Source organism: Paenibacillus sp. 1182 (genome assembly GCF_017833915.1).
Classification (GTDB): domain Bacteria; phylum Bacillota; class Bacilli; order Paenibacillales; family Paenibacillaceae; genus Paenibacillus; species Paenibacillus polymyxa_D.
Map to the genome: position 1 here is coordinate 510,167 of NZ_JAFICR010000001.1, position 19,770 is coordinate 529,936.

13 protein-coding genes are annotated in these 19,770 nt (G+C 45.2%); 7 read left to right on the forward strand and 6 right to left on the reverse strand.

Annotation, left to right across the window (positions count from 1 at the left end):
* Positions 1 to 2: 2 nt before the first annotated feature.
* Positions 3 to 8,582, forward strand: a complete 8,580-nt coding sequence (locus JOD82_RS02490) for a non-ribosomal peptide synthetase (RefSeq protein ID WP_141695507.1) — start codon at positions 3 to 5, stop codon at positions 8,580 to 8,582.
* Positions 8,579 to 9,460: a glycosyltransferase family 17 protein gene (locus JOD82_RS02495; RefSeq protein WP_069011799.1), complete on the forward strand. Its 882-nt coding sequence runs from the start codon at positions 8,579 to 8,581 to the stop codon at positions 9,458 to 9,460. Before JOD82_RS02490 ends, JOD82_RS02495 begins: the two co-directional genes overlap by 4 nt.
* Positions 9,461 to 9,570: 110 nt before the next feature.
* Here JOD82_RS02495 and JOD82_RS02500 read toward each other — a convergent pair whose 3' ends face one another.
* Positions 9,571 to 9,873 carry a hypothetical protein gene (locus JOD82_RS02500; RefSeq protein WP_069011801.1) on the reverse strand — a complete coding sequence of 101 codons (303 nt, stop codon included), beginning with the start codon at positions 9,871 to 9,873 and terminating at the stop codon, positions 9,571 to 9,573.
* Between the two features lie 292 nt (positions 9,874 to 10,165).
* Here JOD82_RS02500 and JOD82_RS02505 point away from each other — a divergent pair, with 292 nt between their 5' ends.
* The 5 genes from JOD82_RS02505 to katA all read left to right on the forward strand — a co-directional run bounded on the left by JOD82_RS02505 (position 10,166) and on the right by katA (position 14,896).
* The gene (locus tag JOD82_RS02505; protein WP_069011803.1) at positions 10,166 to 11,071 is read left to right on the forward strand and encodes an NUDIX hydrolase; all 906 of its coding nucleotides are present in this window, start codon (positions 10,166 to 10,168) and stop codon (positions 11,069 to 11,071) included.
* Between the two features lie 28 nt (positions 11,072 to 11,099).
* On the forward strand, positions 11,100 to 11,591 hold the full coding sequence (locus JOD82_RS02510; protein WP_039273133.1) for a riboflavin biosynthesis intermediates N-glycosidase: 492 nt from the start codon (positions 11,100 to 11,102) through the stop codon (positions 11,589 to 11,591).
* Positions 11,588 to 12,487, forward strand: a complete 900-nt coding sequence (locus tag JOD82_RS02515) for a TIGR02452 family protein (RefSeq protein ID WP_069011805.1) — start codon at positions 11,588 to 11,590, stop codon at positions 12,485 to 12,487. Before JOD82_RS02510 ends, JOD82_RS02515 begins: the two co-directional genes overlap by 4 nt.
* Before the next feature lie 59 nt (positions 12,488 to 12,546).
* Positions 12,547 to 13,149 carry an adenylyl-sulfate kinase gene (gene cysC, locus JOD82_RS02520; RefSeq protein WP_209947477.1) on the forward strand — a complete coding sequence of 201 codons (603 nt, stop codon included), beginning with the start codon at positions 12,547 to 12,549 and terminating at the stop codon, positions 13,147 to 13,149.
* Positions 13,150 to 13,438: 289 nt separating this feature from the next.
* Positions 13,439 to 14,896: a catalase KatA gene (gene katA / locus JOD82_RS02525; RefSeq protein WP_209947479.1), complete on the forward strand. Its 1,458-nt coding sequence runs from the start codon at positions 13,439 to 13,441 to the stop codon at positions 14,894 to 14,896.
* A gap of 121 nt (positions 14,897 to 15,017) precedes the next feature.
* On the opposite strand, the gene JOD82_RS02530 is transcribed toward katA, so the two are convergent.
* From JOD82_RS02530 to nikB, 5 genes are read right to left on the reverse strand one after another with little or no spacing between them, the layout of a single operon-like run.
* Positions 15,018 to 16,328 carry an MATE family efflux transporter gene (locus JOD82_RS02530; protein WP_069011809.1) on the reverse strand — a complete coding sequence of 437 codons (1,311 nt, stop codon included), beginning with the start codon at positions 16,326 to 16,328 and terminating at the stop codon, positions 15,018 to 15,020.
* Positions 16,295 to 17,137 carry an ABC transporter ATP-binding protein gene (locus tag JOD82_RS02535; RefSeq protein ID WP_069011811.1) on the reverse strand — a complete coding sequence of 281 codons (843 nt, stop codon included), beginning with the start codon at positions 17,135 to 17,137 and terminating at the stop codon, positions 16,295 to 16,297. The genes JOD82_RS02530 and JOD82_RS02535 overlap by 34 nt, the downstream gene beginning before the upstream one ends.
* Entirely contained in the window at positions 17,130 to 17,966 is an 837-nt protein-coding gene (locus JOD82_RS02540) for an ABC transporter ATP-binding protein (protein ID WP_069011813.1), read from the reverse strand. The genes JOD82_RS02535 and JOD82_RS02540 overlap by 8 nt, the downstream gene beginning before the upstream one ends.
* An 8-nt stretch (positions 17,967 to 17,974) precedes the next feature.
* Positions 17,975 to 18,829 (reverse strand): nickel transporter permease, encoded by an 855-nt coding sequence (nikC, locus tag JOD82_RS02545; protein WP_039273117.1) that lies wholly within the window; start codon positions 18,827 to 18,829, stop codon positions 17,975 to 17,977.
* A complete protein-coding gene (nikB, locus tag JOD82_RS02550; protein WP_069011814.1) occupies positions 18,826 to 19,770 on the reverse strand; it encodes a nickel ABC transporter permease in 945 nt (314 codons plus the stop codon). Before nikB ends, nikC begins: the two co-directional genes overlap by 4 nt.

Genomic DNA, 19,770 nt, shown 5'->3' on the forward strand with positions numbered 1-19,770 from the left:
TGATGGAATCAGCTAATACATCTAATCAGAGTAGTTCTGATAGGCCGCGACGTTACTTGCCTTTATTTTCTCAGCAAAAAGGAAATGCCGGATTGCCCGAAGGCGATGATCAAGCACTTTACAAGATTCGTTTGGGGACAAGACAGGTCAAAACGATTATGGGTTTTGTACAGCATCATCAGTTGGGTATGCCTTCTTTTATAACAGCCATATGGTCCGTACTGCTATCCCATTACTCCAATCAATACGCTCTGCCTGTTTTATATTCCGTGGTATCAGACAAGGAAGGGAAAGAATGTCGTCTGGATTATCCATTACTCATTCATATACAGAAGGAAGATCATCTTCTCTCTTTGATACAAAGGATACAAATGGAATGGAACAAACAACATAGTAGCGACGAATTGAGAGAGGATTTTTCGCAGCAAACTAAAGTTGATCCTCCATCAGGGGCAGGGAAGGATTTCTTCAATGTGTGTATCGCAGAGATTTATGGTGACTTTCCTTCTCCAAGTTTAAATGCGGAAAAGTCCCCTCCCCTTTACGGTATAGATCAGCCAGAAATCGCGCTCTGCTACCGGTATGACCCGGATATATTGGAGTGCGCAATACAGTATGATGGCAGCCGTTTCGGAAAAATGCAGATCGCTAGATTCGCAGGCCATTTCAAAACACTGCTGGCAAATGCACTCCTTCTTCCGGAGAAGACGGTACTATTTCACCCCATGCTGACCACAAGAGAACGCAGACAGATGCAACAATGGAATGATACGGAACAAGCCTATCCTTTGGATAAAACTGTGGTTCAATTGATCGAGGAGCAGGCTAGCCGAACACCCGATGCAATCGCTTTAGAGTTTGGAGAGCAGAAGCTGACCTACTATGAGTTAAATCACCGGGCAAATCAAATCAGCCGCATGATTTTAGAGTCGTATTCGATACAGGGGCATGGCGTTCTGCCGACCGGCACGCTGATTGCCATCGTCTTGGATAGAAGCGCAGATGTGATCCCGTCGATGTTTGGAGTTATGAAAGCGGGCGCTGCTTATCTTCCGATCGATCCCCAATATCCTGGGGAACGGCTGCGATTTATTTTAGAAGATGCACAGGCCCAAATGATTATAACGCACAGCCAATTAGTAAGTAGGCTAAATCCATATATTTCTCAAATGGGTAGGGGAGCATATTCGCTGATTTGTGTGGATGAATGCTTGGTGCAGCAGGACTACTATCCCTACGAAAACTTGAAGATCAAGGTTACACAGAATGATCTCGCTTATGTCATCTACACATCCGGTTCTACTGGAAAACCGAAGGGAACCCTTATTGAACACGCGGGTCTGGTTACGTTGATCCCTTATCTTGTTGAAAAGTTTGGAATCACCTCAGATTCAAGAGTCATGCAATTCGCCTCCATTAGTTTCGACGCTTCAGTCTATGAATGGATCGGCACGCTATCAGTAGGCGGAACAGTGGTTGTTCTGTCAGACGAGGAACTGCCTCCTTATGCAGACATTTCAGATATTCTTGAAGAGAAAAATATCCACGTTGCGATGCTAACGCCATCTGTGCTGCGAACGATGAAACATAGAGAACTGCCAAGGTTGCGGACAATTGTATCTGCTGGAGAACCCTGTACGCCTGATATTGTGGACTATTGGGGAAGAGGAAGACGATTCGTGAACGCTTACGGGCCGACCGAAGTGACGATTATTTGTTCTACTTCCGTCTGCAGACCGGGAAAAGAAATTACAATCGGCAAACCCGTCTATAACAAACGTTTATTCGTTTTGAATCCATTCGGCAGTCCTGTGCCTGTCGGCGTTCCCGGTGAATTATGGGTGGGCGGCATAGGGCTTGCCAGAGGATATTTGAATCGTGAAGAACTGACTCAGGAACAGTTCGTTCACAAAGAGGTTGTAATTAGCAGTGAATATCCGCCACACAGTGAGCGGCTATATAAAACCGGGGACATTGTGAAATGGACGCCGGATGGTGAATTGGTTTTTATCGGCCGTAGTGATGAACAAATTAAAATCAGAGGGTATCGTATCGAGCTAGGTGAAATAGAACATCAGCTCCGCCAACATCCTGACATCGGTCAATGTGTCGTTCAAGCCTGGAAGGACGGGGCCTACCATAAACTGGTGGCCTATTATACTGCTGTAGAAGAGCTGAAAGAGGCCGATCTGACACAGCACTTAAACTCTGTATTACCAGCTTATATGGTTCCTTCATATTTTTGTTATCTGGAGTCAGTTCCAGTAAATACAAACGGTAAAGTCGACCGTGGAGCTCTCCCTGATCCGAGGGGTACCTTATTTAATCAAGCTGATGAAATTGTGGAAGCAGACGAGGACGGTTTCGAAAAGCGCTTGCTTTGGATTTGGCGGCAGATTTTAAAAAGAGGAGATATCGGGGTTAACGACCATTTTTACGCGGTTGGGGGAGACTCAATTCTTGCCATTCAGGTCGTATCTATGGCCAGGGATCATGGTATCATGCTTACTCCAAGACAAGTTGCGGAGTATCCAACCATTCAGAAATTAGCTGCTGTGGTTACTTGGACAGACAATGATCAAAAGGAAGATCTCAGCATTGACTTGACAGGCGAATTTGGTTTGACACCGATCCAGCACTGGTTTTTCGAGCAACAGTTTGTAGAGCCGCATTATTTCAACCAATCCCAGCTGTTTGTACTCCGTGATTGTGATCCTGTGAAGCTGGAAACCGCCATTAATCAATTGATTCGATTACATCCAGAGCTGTCGATGGAGATCGTAGTCAAGGAACATGCGTATTCGCAGCGCTACCGAAAGGATGCTTCCATTCAACTGGCTAGCTACACCCTTCAACAAGTCGATTATCCCGAATCCGAAATTTCAAGCATATGTGATACGTGGAACAGACAATTGAATTATGAGACGGGCGCCATGATGTATGCAGGAGTAATTCAAGGCCACCCTGACGGTAAAGCCCGTCTGTTTATGACTATACATCATCTGGTCATTGATGGAGTGTCTTGGAGAATATTGGTTCAGGAATTGTATCAATTGTATCAGGGTACAGCGTTGCCTCCCGTTTTAAATCCATACAAGAAGTGGCATTCTGCATTGATGAGTTATTCTAGACATAAAGATACTTTACGTCATATTGAATATTGGAAAAAAGTACAGCATCAAACTACAGCATTTGTACTGCCAGTAGACCATTACCCGGATCGTAAAAAGAGCAGTGAGTCTTCGGAATTAGTTACAATGCTTACTCCTGACGATACGGAACTGCTTTTGCACCATTGCTCTCAGGCTTATCATACCGAGATTAACGACCTGCTACTTACAGCCTGGTCCCTGGCGCTCTCCGCTTGGTCTGGGCAGAAGACGATTTCGTTTCGCTTAGAAGGCCATGGACGTGAGCACTTTGTATCCGATATAGATCTGACAAGAACCATCGGTTGGTTTACCTCCATGTTTCCGGTATGCATTCAGATTACGGACAGTTCCCCCTTGGGAGCGACGATTAAATCTGTCAAAGAGCAGTTGCGTTGTATTCCTCACCGCGGCATGTCATATGGCGCTTTGAGATACTGCCATCCGAATACAGAAGTCCGTTCCGAGTTATCAGCTTCTGAACCTCAGGCTCTTTTCAATTACTTGGGCCAGTTTGATCAGGGGAATGCGAGCGAATTAAACCAGTGGTTAGGGTTTACAAGTGACGCAGCACAGGATTATAGCTCGCCGCTTAATCATGGAACAAGCCTATTGGAACTCAACTGTTCCATTGTTCATAGCAAGCTGCATTTGTTTATGAAATATAGCAAACGTCACTATGAAGAAACCACCATTACTCAGTTGTTAGATACTTTTATAACACGTGTGCTTGCTATTATCGAACATTGTAGCCGGACTGAACACCAAGAGTTCACACCTAGTGATTTTCCATCCGTGTCACTGGAACAACATTCGCTTGACGAGATCGTAAAGACATATCATTGGCAATATGGTTTGGATAAAATGATGTACCTAAGTCCCTTACAAGAAGGACTGCTGTTCCATTATTTAGATCATCCTAGTTCCAATCAATACTTTGTGCAGGTTAGTTGGAAATATCATGGTAGGCTAGAGGTTGACCGTTACCGGGAAGTCTGGAACAGCATTATTTCTGAAAATGATAGCTTGCGGACTTGCTACATTTGGGAGGCGTTGGACAAGCCCATACAATGTATTATCCGAAATGCAGAATGGGATTGGACATTTTTGGATTTTGAAGTAGAGCAACCAGAGCAGCAACAAGAGTGTATCGAACGCTGGATGACAATGGATCGTAATCGCCGTTTTGATCTGAGTCAGCCTGCATTCCGCATAACACTGATTCAGACTGCTTCAAACGAATGGACGATGATCTGGAGCTACCACCATATTTTGCTGGACGGTTGGAGCCTGCCGCTACTAATAAATCGAGTTCATGAGCTCTATGCTTGTAGCCTGCAAAACCGGATGCCACAGCGCAGCTTGACCCGTTCTTATGAAACTTATATTCGTTGGTTAAACAATAAGGATCGCACAGAGGCCGAGTTATTCTGGAAGGCATATTTAGCCGACGTAACGGAGCCAACCCAACTACCGATAGAGAAGGGCATACTTCCCGAGGCACATCAACCGATTGAGAACCAGCAGATCGAGACTCTTTGTATTGATCCGAGACGAACCAAGCGGATCGCTGATTTTGTTAAGCAAGCGCAAGTTTCGCTAAATACGTTGGTGCAGTTTGCATGGGGTAAAGTGCTACAAGTCTATCAAGATGCGGATACAACCATATTTGGTATGGTCGTTTCCGGAAGGGGATCGGATCTTGCAAAAGCGGATCAGATCACAGGTATGCTGATTAATACGCTGCCTTTGGTCATGCACTGGAATGTCGAGCAAACCATCACTGAATATGTACAAAAGCTGCACCAAACCATTCAGAAACTAAATGACTACAGCTATGTGAGTCTGAATGAACTGAAGAGCTGGACTGGTATTCAAGGACATGTCATGTTTTACAGCATCGTAGCATTCGAAAATTATTTGAACGACTATCGGCAACCAGAAAATGAATTGAAGATGTCAGCTATGGAGGAACGAGAGAAAACGAATTATCCAATGACGATCACCGTTGCCAATGACGGGGAACAGATCACCATCAAGTTTATGTATGATGCAGATCGATTGAACCAAGAAACGGTTTGTCGACTAGCAGAGCATCTGCTAAATACGCTGGAATATGTGCTGGAATACCCGAATTACAACGTCAGAGACGTTTGCTTCATGAACAAGGATGAATATGAACGAATCGTCTACGACTGGAACAATACGTATACAGCATATCCCAGAGAGTGTTCAATTATTGATCTATTCCAAGAGCAAGTGGAGCTGCGGTCTTCACAGCCTGCAGTAATTGCGCACAATCAGGTTATGTCCTACCACACCCTAAACCTCATGTCCCAGTACGTTGCCAAGATGTTAACGGATGATGCTGATGATAACAATCATGGAAAGTTTATTGGAGTTTACTTGCCGCGCTCTCTTGAATTCATTGTCTCCATCCTGGCGATCATGAAAGCGGGATATGCCTATGTTCCCATTGACCCCGATTTTCCGGCAGCAAGAACCCGCGAATTAATCAAGGACGCTGGACTGGACACCATTATCACTTCACAGGAAGGAGCGGAACGTATCTCGGAAGCCTGTAAGGGAATCCGTTTAACACTGATGGATACAAAGTATTTTGACCAAAATGGAGTTGTGGAACCAGAAGAGAAGGAGAACATGATTGCTCCCAATGACCTTGCTTATCTAATGTATACATCCGGATCGACGGGAAAACCGAAAGGCGTTATGGTGGAACATCGCAATGTCATTCGCTTGGTCAAAAACACCTGTTATTTTCCGTTTTCTTCTGATATCAGATTGCTCTATACAGGTTCGCCTGTTTTTGACGCTTCTACGTTTGAAATTTGGGGGACGCTGCTGAATGGAGGACAGCTGTTTGTAGTTTCAAAAGATGATCTTCTAAATATACATGTGCTGGAGCAGCGGATGAAGGAGTGGAGAATTAATACACTATGGCTAAGTTCTGCACTGTGTAATCACTGGATTGAAGAAAATGAAAAGATATTTGCTGGACTCCAATGGTTGCTCATAGGTGGGGAAGTTTTATCGGTTAAGCATATCAATCGTATCCGTCTTGCCAATCCGGAACTTTCGATTCTCAATGTATACGGTCCTACGGAGAACACCACCTTTTCGACGAGCTACCGGATCGAAAAGCCTTTTGAGCAGAATATCCCTATTGGCAAGCCCATTAGTAATTCAACTTGTTATATTCTGGACAAACGGGGCCGTGTTCAGCCTGTCGGAGCAATCGGGGAATTATACATGGGAGGAGACGGGGTTGCAAGGGGGTATTGGCAGCAAAACCAAATGACACAGCATGCGTTTGCACCGAATCCATATCGTTCTGCCAAAGATGGTGAAAGAGGTACGAATTCAATTCTATACCGTACGGGAGATCGGGCGAGATGGCTGCCAGACGGGAATATCGAGTATATCGGACGGGCTGACGATCAGGTAAAACTTCGCGGCTATCGAATCGAACTCGGAGAAGTCGAGTTCCGTCTTAACAGCTATCCTGTAGTGAAAGAATGTCTGGTCTTTATCCGGGAGGTTTATGGCGATTTGCGGATGATCGCTTACTATACAGCGGAAGAGGAGCAACGAGTGGAGCAGCTTCATACTTTTATGGCTGAAGGTCTTCCTTCTTATATGTTACCGTTTCGTTACGTTTGGCTGAAATCGTTCCCATTAACGGCTAACGGGAAAATCGATCGCAAAAATCTTCCTTTACCTGAAATCCATAGCAGCGATAAGGAAGCAAATGCTGGACCGAAGACTGAACTGGAGCAAACCATAGAAGAAGTTTGGAGCATGGTCCTGAAGCTTGATTACATTGGCAAGAATGAAGATTTTCACACGTTGGGAGGCCATTCGCTCCATGCACTACGAATAGCCAGCCTATTGCAAAAAAGCGGATATCCGGTTACGGTCAACCAAATATTTCGCGAACAGACGATTGAACTTTTGGCCCTTTCATTGATCCATGCAATGACGGATACAGCAACTGACCTTTGTCCGAACATGGATATCCCATATCAGTCTATAAGAAAAGAATACCCGGATGACGGATTTCCGCTGTCTGCTGTACAAAAACGTTTTTTCCAAAGAGATCTCGTGAATTATAACATGTTTAATGTACCTTACTTGGCTCGGCTCAAGAATTACATTCCTACAGAATTGCTGAACGCGTCGATTGAACCACTATTGAACAAACATACGGCGTTGCGGCTGTCGTTTGCTCAACTGGATGATGAATGGTATCAGTTTGAGCAGACAATAAGTGCAGGACAGGTAGTTTCTTACGTAGATTTGCACATGGTCTCGGGATCACATGACGCCTACATTTCGGAATACTGCTCGAAAGTGCAGCATGAATTCGATATCAAGGAAGGACCTTTATGGAAAGTTGTGTTGTTTGACCATTATTGCGAAAAGAGACAACAGGTGATATTACTTCTGTTCCATCATTTAATTTTTGACGGGATTTCCATAAACATTTTTTTAGAAGAGTTGAGACATCTTCTCTTGCCGGGAAAAAGGAGTGATTTGGCGTTACATGCGGAGGAGAAGGAAAGCAGTTATCGGGATTGGTGCATAGCGTTGTCGCAATATGCGGCAAAGGGCCCTTTTCCTAAAGCATCCACTTTCTGGAGTAAGGTTGTGGAAGGCGGCCAATCTTTACAGGTTGACAGGGAATCGGAGATACAGCCTCTTCACCGACACATGAGAACTATAACGTATGATTTACTTGAAGGAGAGGAGCATATTCTTCTTCTAAAAGCATTGGCTATGAAGCATCATACTACTCCACTGAGCATCTTACTGACGGCGTTGTCACAAGCTTGTTTCCAATTGAAAAAGCAATCGGATTTGCTGCTGCATGTGATGTCTTATCAACGTGAGTCTTTTTTGCCGGGTATTATGATTGATCGTACTATCGGTTTTTTTGCCGGTGCATACCCCCTTCGAATTCAGATCCCAGAAGGAGAACTATTGGGGAATTGGGAAACGGCACTGAGACATGTCACACATACGTTGCGGCATATTCCATCTGAAGGCTTGGATTATTTTATTTTACGACATATGATACAGGGAATTTATCTAGATAAGGAACCACTAAGGGACGGAACACACATGCTTTTCCATTACCAATCAGAGGAAATGAACGGGATAGCTGATGATTTGTTTGAGCCTTTACCCATATCTTACGGAAATACGAACGCGGCGGACAATCCCTCTGCTTACAAGTTAAATATGACGGCAGGTCTTAGATGCGACAGATTAAGTTTAACCTGCTATTATAGTTCACTGCATTATAAGGATCAGACGATCGCTGAGCTAATACGCCTCATATCCAGACATCTGTGCCAAAGCATCAGTGTTCGCCCATATACCATGATAGCGGAGGGGAGCTTCAGATTATGAAAATATATGAATTTTGTCCATTTTTCAATGAAAATCGCATTGCAGATATTAAAATAAAAGAAAATTCCGGTTGGATTGATGAGTTGCACGTGATCGAAGCTAACAAGACGTTCAGCTATTTAGATAAGCCTCGGAACTTTAATCCAGATTATGTTGGTCCCAAGGTCATTTATCATCCATTTCATGCGGATCAACTGTTTCGTGAACCTGAGAAGCACTCATTGTACTTTGATGTGGATAGCTGCGGTGCGGACAACTTTGACCGCTGGTACTGGCGTCTGCTCAGCCATAACAGTGCGTTTCATAATGAGGCTTGCCAAAGAAACAAGAGTATCTCTATCTTGCAGGATAAGGTTGAGGATGATGATGTGATCATTTTGGCTGATTTTGATGAGATCATTGATAACCGGATGGCGGATCGTATTGTTTCGGAAGTGAAGAAACATCAAGTTATTACAATTAAAATGCACTACTCTGTATTCTTCCTGAATCTTTTTTGCCAATCTAATCACGGTGCTCCTTATTGGAGCTATCGCGTGTTCGCCATGACCGGCCGGTACTTCAAAAGTATGCCTTTCTTACCCGACTATCTCAGGAAGAAAGGGATTGCTGAAGCGCTGTATCATGACATTTATTGTCTGGAGGAGCCAGCTGGATTCCATCATTCATGGCTTGAATATCAGAAAACCGCGCTTCCCAAACTGCAAGCTTTTGCCGCCAATGTAGAAGATAAAAGTATTTTAAATGCAGAGTATATTGATCAATGCTTACATGATAAAAAGCTGTACTATATTGATACTGAACTTTATGTTGATAACTCAAAATCGTTTTTGAGCAGTCTACAGGAACTTAAAACAGATGATCTTTGGTACAATTAAAGGGAAAAGAGATCAAATAAAAACTGCCGACGGGGTCGGCAGTTTAGTTTAAAGACCTTCTGATGTATCAGATTGATTTATCGGAAGGTTGTTTTGCTATGTACTTGGAATCAATAGTAGCTGCTTGAATTCAATGAACTTATGAGTGCAGGCAACAGAGCAACAGCCATAATGATATAGATCACGATTACAATAGCGGCCCAAAGAAGGCCTGCTTTAGCGTAATTAGCTTTGCTCGGATTAGTCGAGCCGCTAAATGCCCACACAAACAGCATAATAAGTCCAACTACCGGTATAGCCATCAGAAGTAAACTGATCATCCATTCCTTGAATGAGACTGGAGGCGGGTACACAGGGGCTGGTCTGGATGGTGCTCCTTGTTGATTGTTTTGCGGATTAAACTGGTTAGACAATTGGATCTTCTCCCTACGTGATTAGTATGTTGTGTTTCCTATATTGACCAAAACATCATACATGATATGACAATAAGCAACAAGTAAAATTCAGTAAACAGTCTAATAGTACTATCAAACGATAAAAAATAGGTCTATACACCCTATTGACGAAGCAGTTTTTATATATTATTGTATTGATATTAACATTTTGTTTTTATCAATTGATTCAAATTAAAAGTTACATAGAGCATTCGCCACTTTTGACTCAAAAGCGATGAAATACCCATATATGAACAGGTAGGTGACGCAAGTGACAGATGGATTGAAACATAATTACAGTGGCTTGACGGAAGAGGAATTTTTGGCCGCTTATGATGCGAGTGAATATGAGCGCCCATCCGTAACGGTAGATATGCTGCTATTTACGGTAATGGATCAGCTCCAACAAAATTACCGTAAGCTGCCGGAGAAGTCCCTACAGCTTCTTTTGATCCAAAGAGGGGAGCATCCCTATATAGGACAATGGGCGTTGCCAGGTGGTTTTGTAAGTATAGATGAAAGTCTGGAAGAAGCTGCACGACGCGAGCTTAAAACGGAAACGAATGTGGATCAGATTTATATGGAGCAGCTATATACTTGGGGAGATGTGGCACGTGATCCACGTATGCGGGTGATCAGTTGCGCTTACATGGCTTTAGTTGACCACGATTCCTTGGAGGTACAGGCGGGGGATGATGCCGCTGATGCCCAATGGTTTGAGCTGGATTACAGCGTAGCTCAGGAGACGCGGACGAATCAGCCGGAAGGTTACACATGGGAACAAGACATTGACATCACATTGAAGCATGGGGACATCCATCTGTCAGCCAAAGTAAAAATAACTGAAATTCTTAAGGGAAGAACCATTGAAATCAAGCGAGAAGTGCTGGAGTCACAGGGAATTGCTTTTGATCATGCCAAAATTATTGCGTACGGTATAGAGCGTCTGCGCAGCAAAATAGAATACACAGATATCGCATTTCACCTGATGCCGGCTCTATTTACACTAAGTGAGCTTCAGCAGGTGTATGAAATTATTCTAGGTAAGGAGCTGTTGGCTGCAGCTTTTCGTCGCAAAATAGCTGATCTCGTGGAAGAAACCAATGAGTATAGAAAAGCGGCCGGACACCGTCCATCCAAGTTATACCGATTTAAGCCTCGGTCGCGTTTTATGTAACATAAGGAATATGAAATGAGGAATCATCATGGAAAAGTTTACGTTTTTTTATCGCAGTCATTCGCCGTTTTCGCAATGGTATCCTTCTGATTTTGTCGTGGATGGAATGGAGTTTAACTGTGCCGAGCAATATATGATGTTGAAAAAAGCACAGCTTTTTGGGGATGAAGAGGCGGCCTTGAAAATTATGCAAGCCCCTACTCCAAGGGAACAAAAAGCCCGCGGCCGCAGTGTGCGCGGATTTGACCAATCCTTGTGGGAGGCCAATTGCCGGCAATTTGTGTATGACGGTAATTACGCCAAGTTTACACAAAATCCGAATTTGCTCAAGCACCTGCTTAAAACGAAAGGAACCACTCTGGTTGAGGCTAGTCCAACCGACACCATTTGGGGTGTAGGCTTAGCTGAGAACGATGCTCGTATACGGAACCGCAAGCTATGGCGTGGCACGAACTGGCTAGGAGAAATATTGACGAATTTACGTGAGGATGTATTGCAAAAGGAGGAATGGTCATCATGAAAAATACAATGAATTCTCGGAGCAACCGAGATGCCCGATCGAGTATGGCGCAGGAAACACTATCCATTTTGGAACATGGGTATTATACGAATAACAAACAGGCTCAAGTAAATATGACAAATGACATAGGGAATGCGGTCACAGGCTCGAAGTTATATACACCTTCTCAGCTGGTAACTGTAAAACAAGAGGCAGAGCAAAGAATAAAAAGTATATTGGAGCCTTCTTCCCGCATAGACGAACAGAGGATCATTGCAAAATTGGAGGTTACGGGAGAAAGCACGTTACAGGCGGCATACAGACTCCAGGTAGAGGAGAAGCTGACCCACGTGGCGTGTTTGAATTTTGCATCAGCCAAAAACCCGGGAGGTGGATTTCTCGGAGGCAGCCAGGCTCAAGAGGAAAGCTTGGCTCGTTCGTCAGCGTTGTATCCTTGCATTTCACAAATGGAAGAGATGTATGGACATAATCGGAAGCTGCGGAGCTGTTTTTATTCAGATTATATGATTTATTCGCCTGAAGTTCCGGTATTTCGGGATGATCAGGGAACATTGTTGGAGAAGCCGTATCAAGTCGATTTCCTGACCGCACCTGCTGTAAATGCTGGAGTGGTGCGAGAACGGGAGCCAGAGCAGGTGAATCGGATTGGTGAAGTGATGATGGAGCGAATCCGTTACATTCTTGGAATGGCTAAGCAAAACGACGTAGAACATCTTGTGCTGGGAGCCTATGGTTGCGGGGTATTTCGCAATAAGCCGGAAGAGGTTGCCCTCTGGTTCAAGCAAGTAATTGTAGATGAAGGATATGGTTTGCTGTTTGACCGGATTGTTTTTGCAGTGTTGGATCACAAAGCAGACCAACGTACTTTAAACAGCTTTAAAAATGTTCTTTCTTGAAGTAAAGGCAGTGCATTAAATCGTTTACTATAATATCTCATGAAAAAGGAAGGTGCTGAATGGAACCATCTTCGAATATAACCTGGCATGTGTCCGATATTGATAAGCAAGCGCGTCAGCTTTTGAATGGCCATAAAAGTCCGGTGCTTTGGTTTACAGGGCTGTCTGGTTCGGGAAAATCAACGGTATCCTCCACACTTGAAAAAGCGTTATATGCACGAGGCATACACACGTTTATTTTGGATGGGGATAATGTTCGGCATGGTTTAAATCGGAATCTAGGTTTCTTACCCGCTGACCGTAAAGAAAATATTCGTCGTATTGCTGAAGTTGCAAAGCTAATGGCACATGCGGGTGTCCTAACCATTTGCGCCACCATTTCCCCTTATCGTGAAGATCGTGAAATGGTAAAGGAGATTTTAAAGCAAGAAGGTTGCTATGAGATATATATACAGTGCAGCCTGGAGGAATGTGAGCGACGCGATCCAAAAGGAATGTACAAGAAAGCGCGCGCCGGAGAAATTCATCATTTTACGGGGATTGATGCTCCTTATGAAGCACCGCTGGAACCGGATCTAATCGTATCCACAGAAGGCCGGGAGGTAATCCAGTCAGTTGAGGATATCTTGGATTTTCTTGATAGGAAGCAGCTGCTATTATGATTTTATGATGAATTCTACATGAATATTATCTGAAAGCCTCAATGGTAAAACTTCGAGAAGTGATCAAAGTAATCATTATAGAAAGTAAAAATGAAACATATATATTGGTGAATAAATACAGTACTGCATTTACGGCAAGCCTTATGGGGCTTGCTTTTTTATTTGTGATTTTAAACTAATTCTAAATCCTAGATTATAATAATTATAAAAAAGTATTGATTTTTGTTTGTGTACAATTTATAGTGAAAGGCACATAGTTAACCAATTCATTCAAGAGGTGATTTCAATCATGAGTAACCAACCAACGAACCTGACTACAAGCTGGGGCGCTCCTGTTGGAGATAATCAAAATTCGATCACAGCAGGCTCACGGGGTCCCACACTAATTCAGGATGTGCATCTGCTGGAGAAGCTGGCGCATTTTAACCGGGAGCGTGTGCCGGAACGTGTCGTTCATGCAAAAGGTGCAGGGGCGCACGGATATTTTGAAGTCACTAATGATTTGTCTGCATATACAAAAGCAAGCTTCTTGTCTGAAGTGGGCAAGCGTACACCGATGTTTATCCGTTTTTCTACTGTGGCGGGTGAGCTGGGCTCGTCCGATACTGTACGCGACCCGCGTGGTTTTGCGGTGAAGTTTTATACAGAAGAAGGTAACTATGATCTCGTGGGCAATAATACACCTGTGTTTTTTATTCGGGATGCCATTAAATTTCCTGACTTTATTCATACGCAAAAACGTCATCCCCAAACCCATCTGAAAAACCCGAATGCGGTCTGGGATTTCTGGTCCTTATCTCCTGAATCGCTGCATCAGGTAAGTATTCTAATGTCTGACCGCGGTATTCCAGCTACTCTTAGACATATGCATGGTTTCGGTAGTCACACGTTCAAGTGGGTAAATGCCGAAGGACAGGCAGTATGGGTGAAATATCATTTTAAAACAGAGCAAGGTGTGCAAAATCTTGATGTGGATTTGGCTGCGAAAATTGCTGGTGAAAATCCGGATTATCATACAGAAGATTTGTTTAATGCCATCAAAAAAGGTGATTTTCCTGCATGGAAACTTCATGTGCAGATTATGCCGGTAGAAGATGCAGATACGTATCGCTTTGATCCATTTGATGTGACAAAAGTATGGTCTCAAAAGGATTACCCGCTGATCGAGGTTGGACGCATGGTGCTGGATCGCAATCCTGAGAACTATTTTGCTGAGGTAGAGCAGGCGACATTCTCCCCGGGTTCATTTGTTCCTGGTATTGAGGCATCCCCGGATAAAATGTTGCAAGGACGCCTGTTTGCCTACGGCGATGCACATCGCTACCGTGTAGGTGCAAATCATAATTCGTTGCCGATCAACCGTCCGCATGCGGAAGTTCACAACTACCAACGCGATGGTGCATTGCGCAGTGACAGCAATGGCGGAGGATCTGTCTATTACGAGCCTAATAGTCTCGGTGGACCCAAAGAATCACCTGCGCACAAAATGGCTCCTTTTGAAGTGTCTGGCGAAGCTCAAAGTGTAGCCTACGATCATCATGATCACTACACACAACCGGGCGACCTATACCGCTTGCTCAGTGAAGAAGAGCGTGCACGCCTGGTCCGAAACATCGTAAATGCGATGAAGCCCGTAGAAAGTGATGAAATCAAACTGCGTCAGATCGGACATTTCTACAAAGCTGATCCTGAATACGGACGCCGTGTAGCCGAAGGTTTAGGCTTGACCGTTCCTCAAGGCGAGTAGAGGTATCTGCAAACTCCTAACCTGAAAGCCGTATGAATAAATAATAAAAGGATGTCCCAACACCACGTACATGGTGGATGGGACATCCTTTGTTTTTGAGAGCGATGTAAATCAGGTGCTGCTATATCCTCTGCAAGCGAGGTAAATAGATTACAAGAAACAGTGACCGTCCTAGTGCAAATACGATAAAGGATAGCCAAAGTCCGTGATTCCCATAATGGGGAACGCACCAGAAGAGAGCGATCAAAAAGCAGAGCAATGAAATCAGCATCGAATTGCGGATCGGATACGTTACCGTCATCCCCGTAAACACACCGTAGAATACCAGTCCCAGCCCGGCTGCCAGTGGAAAGACCACAAGCCACCCATTATAAGGGCCTGTAAGGCTAATCACTGTAGCATTGTCCGTAAATAGTGAGATAAGCGGCTCTTTCAGTGCGAAATACAATCCTCCTGTCACTACGCTGGTCACCAGTGTCCAGAACCAGGACAAGTGAATAACCCTTTGCAGCATTTTACGATTCCCGGCACCCCGAGCCTGACCTGTCATGATGCTACTAGCGTTGGCGAACCCATCAAAAAAGTAAGCCATAATGTAATGGATCTGCAACAAAATAGCGTTTGCCGCCAATTGATCGGTTCCAAAGCTCGCACTGCGCGCCGTAAACAGATTAAACATCGTCAGCAGACAGGCTGTACGGATCATAAGATCAAGGTTTGTTGCCATGACACTTTTCAACTCTGAAGCTCCAAACCATCCTCGCCAATTCATCTGTCCGCTTTGCTTCCATTCTCTCCAAATCGATGAGCGGAACACCAGAACGAGACCCAATATACATGCAAGAGCCTCCGCAATCAGAGTAGCGCTTGCAACACCAGTGACATTCCAATGCATCATCTGTGTAAATACAATAGCTAATACCATATTGATTACGTTCATTGTAATTTGCAAAAATAATGTAGCCTTCACACGGGATAATCCCATCAGCCAGCCGAGCAGCACATAGTTCACCAATGTAAGAGGGGCTCCCCAGATACGAATGTTAAAATAAATTGCTGCCTGCGCTGCCACATCCTGAGCTGGATGGATTAGCTGCAGAGAAGCTAACAGAATGGGCTTTTGTAACACAATGAATACCGCACCAATGAGTAAAGCAATGGCCAGTGGGCGCATGAGAGCAGCTATGCCCTGGTCGTTATTTTGTGCCCCCGCGGCTTGGGCCGTGAAAGCTGATGTGCTGACTCGCAGGAAGCCAAACAGCCAATATAAAGTATTGAAAATAAGAGTGCCCACCGCTACACCGCCTAAATACGCGGAATCGCTCAAATGACCGATTACAGCTGTATCCACCGCACCGAGTAGCGGGGTTGTAATCGTCGAAATAATTAAAGGGATAGCTAAAGCAAGATAGGCTCGGTGGGAAGGCAACATGTTGAAAAAACCTCCAGTAATGATTGTGTGTAGGGATGGCGATCCGAATGAAATAATGCTTCCTTGGGAAAATGCTCAAGCACACTGCCTTCTTTCATGACCATGATTCGATCACTCATAAAGTGCACAGCCGCCAGATCATGTGAGATAAACAGATAAGCCAATCCTAGCTCATCCTGCAAATCCTTGAGCAGATTTAAAACGGTGGCTTGTGTGGTCACATCCAGACTTGCTGTTGGCTCGTCCAATACGATAAAATCCGGCTCTGTGCTGATGGCACGTGCGATGGTTACACGCTGCTTTTCCCCACCGCTAAGCTGATGTGGAAACTTGTCCAGATAGCTGGCTGGAAGCTTTACCATATCAAGCAAATGTTCTGCTATATCCCGACGTTCTGAGGACATACCCGTCATAAAAGAAGGAACATAGTACTTAAGCTGGTCCAGTGGCTCCAGCAGGGATTGCAGGATGGTTAGTCTGGGGTTCAAAGCCGCAGATGGATGTTGAAAAACTGCACCCAGCCTGCTGCGAATCCGTTTTAACTCGCTCCGCTTTAATCCCCGGATAGACTGCCCATCTAGTCTAAGCTCACCTTGATCAAATGGGTCCAATGTCAATATACAGCGAGCGAGTGTGCTTTTCCCACTGCCGCTTTCCCCGACAATGCCCAGACATTCTCGAGGGGAGATCGACAGAGCAACATTTTGCAGCACCGTTTTGCCTCCAGTGTAAGCCTTCGTCAAACCGGAGACGGTCACGACAGGATTAGACGTGTCTTGCCGCTGAGCGCAGGCGGCTTGATTATTCATGTGCAGCGCTCCTTTCCATTGCGTCCTGTTCTTCAGTGCTGTTGTAAGGTAAACGTGCTGGAGCGCCCGGAGACAGCGGCGGAATAGCTGCCAATAGACGACGAGTATACGGGTGGTCCGGATGGTTCAGCACCGCTTGCGTTTCACCTATTTCAACCAGTGAACCTTCGCGCATCACTGCGATTCGATCTGCATACTTGCGTACATGACGCAGATCGTGAGTGATCCACAAGACGGAAATACCCGTTTCCGTCCGGATTTGGTCAATGAGCTGCAGCACCCGATGAGCTGTGAGCGTATCCAGCGCCGTTGTGGGCTCGTCGGCAATAAGTAACTTCGGCTCCAGTAGTAGTGCAGCCGCAATAGCTACCCGTTGCAATTGACCGCCGCTGAGTTGGAACGGATAGCTGCGGTACACACGCTCGGCGGGAAGCTGTACGCGCTCCAGCACCTCGATACAGCGCTGCTTGCGCGCCTTGCGATCTTGCTTGCCATGGGCGCGCATCAGCTCGTCCAGTTGGCTGCCTACACGCAGAAAGGGGGTGAAAGCCCCGTGGTAGTCTTGAAAAATGTAGGATATTTCACTGCCAAGCAAAGAGCGCCTTTGTTTAGCGGGTAGATCTAGTAAATTATTGTCCTTCCACGCAATGATACCTTCCGCTGTAACAGAAGAGGGGAGAAGGCCGCCGATAGCGAACGCCGTCATGCTTTTGCCGCTACCACTTTCGCCGGCAAGAGCACACCATTCCCCCGGACGAACGGCAAGCTCCAGTTGCTCTACAATCGTTTTTACATTGGTCCGAATCGTTAAGCCTTCAATAGTCAGCATGTGCCAATTCACTCCTCTGTCCGGGTTTTAACATCATAACGGTCGCGTAGTTTATCTCCAAATACGTTTGCTAGTAGCACGGTTAGCACGACAGCTATCCCAGGAACCAGCATCAGGTGGGGAGCCATTTGAAAATACGCTCGTCCTTCATTCAACATAGTACCCCATTCCGGAATTGGTGGCTGTGGACCTAAGCCCAAAAAAGATAGGGAGGCAATCATTAAAATAATTTTGCCGACATCCAGCGTAGCCAGCACAAGAACATTCCCTATTGCATGGGGGAGAATATGTCGCATGACAATCCGCAGGGAGGAGGTACCCGCCAGTATGGATAACGAAATGTAATCCTTTTGCTTTTCTGCCAGCACGGTACTACGCACCAGGCGTGCATAACCAACCCATTTTACCGCAGTTACCGCGAAAATAAGATTTACTAAGCCTGGTCCGAGCAAACCGCTCAGCACAATGGCAAAAATATAATCTGGTAATGTCATGAAGGCATCGACCACCCGCTTGAATACACGATCCATCCAGCCTCCAATAAATCCTGAAAGCAGACCAAGAGGGACCCCGACAACCAGCGAAACGGCCAAAATCAACAAACTGGTTCCGACAGTCGTCCGAAGTCCAGCTATGACTCTCGATAGTACATCTCTGCCCAAATGATCCGTTCCCAGCCAGTGCGTAGCGCTGATCGATTGTAGTCGATTCCCCATCTGGATACGATACGGATCTTGCGGTGCAAGAAACGGAACGACTGTAATTGCTGAAAGAATGAGCAGGATGGAGAGCGACACGATCCATGTTTTGGACAATCGCGTTCTAGTGAGCTGCCCGTTTTCCGCATGTACGGATTTTATCATGATAAACGTTTCTCCTTCAAAGCGATTTCAGGATTGACCCAACGGTAGGACAGCTCTACCAAAATATTGATACATACAATGAATCCAGCCATAAATACGGTATAGCCCTGAATTATGGGGTAATCCCTTGCAGCAATGGCATCCACAATCCATTTTCCCAGCCCCGGATAGGCGAATAGCACTTCAATCACGACTGTGCCTCCCAGTAGGCTACCTATACTCTCACTGAATACCGTAATGAGTGGAACTAGACTGTGACGGAGCATGTGTCTGAAAAAAATGCGGATGGGGCTGATGCCACGCGCTTGCGCCGCTTTGATAAAGTCTTGCCCCGAGCTTTCAATCAGACTTGCGCGAATCATTCGTACATAAACGGCCGCCATTGCTAATCCCAAGGTAAGAGAAGGGAGTACCAAATGAAAAGCGGTTCCTTCGCCCATAGACGGCAAAATGCGCAATTTAACTGCAAACCATTCGATAAACAAAAGCCCCAGCCAAAAGCTGGGAATCGAGGAGCCGATTAAGGCAAACACACGACTGGCGCTGTCAATCCAGCGGTTACGGTAGAGCGCAGCCATCGTTCCCAAGGGTAGAGCTATTAGCAGCAAAATGAACAGAGAGCCTCCGGTCAGCAGCAGCGTATAAGGCAGTTTTTCCATAAACTCTGTGAATACCGGACGATGGGTTAAATAAGATTGTCCAAAATCAAACTGAAGCAACTGAACCAGCCACTTACCATATTGCACAGGTAATGGTTGGTCCAGCCCTAGTTGGCTGCGCATATCCGTAATTTGCTGATTGGACACAGCTACATCATCGACTCGGAGAATGCTCCGGACGGGATCGCCCGGAACAAGCTTAAGCAGACAGAAGCTCACAAAGGAAAGAATAAGAAAGAACAAAACTAGTTCAAGAAACTTTTTGGCCATGGATTTGAACAT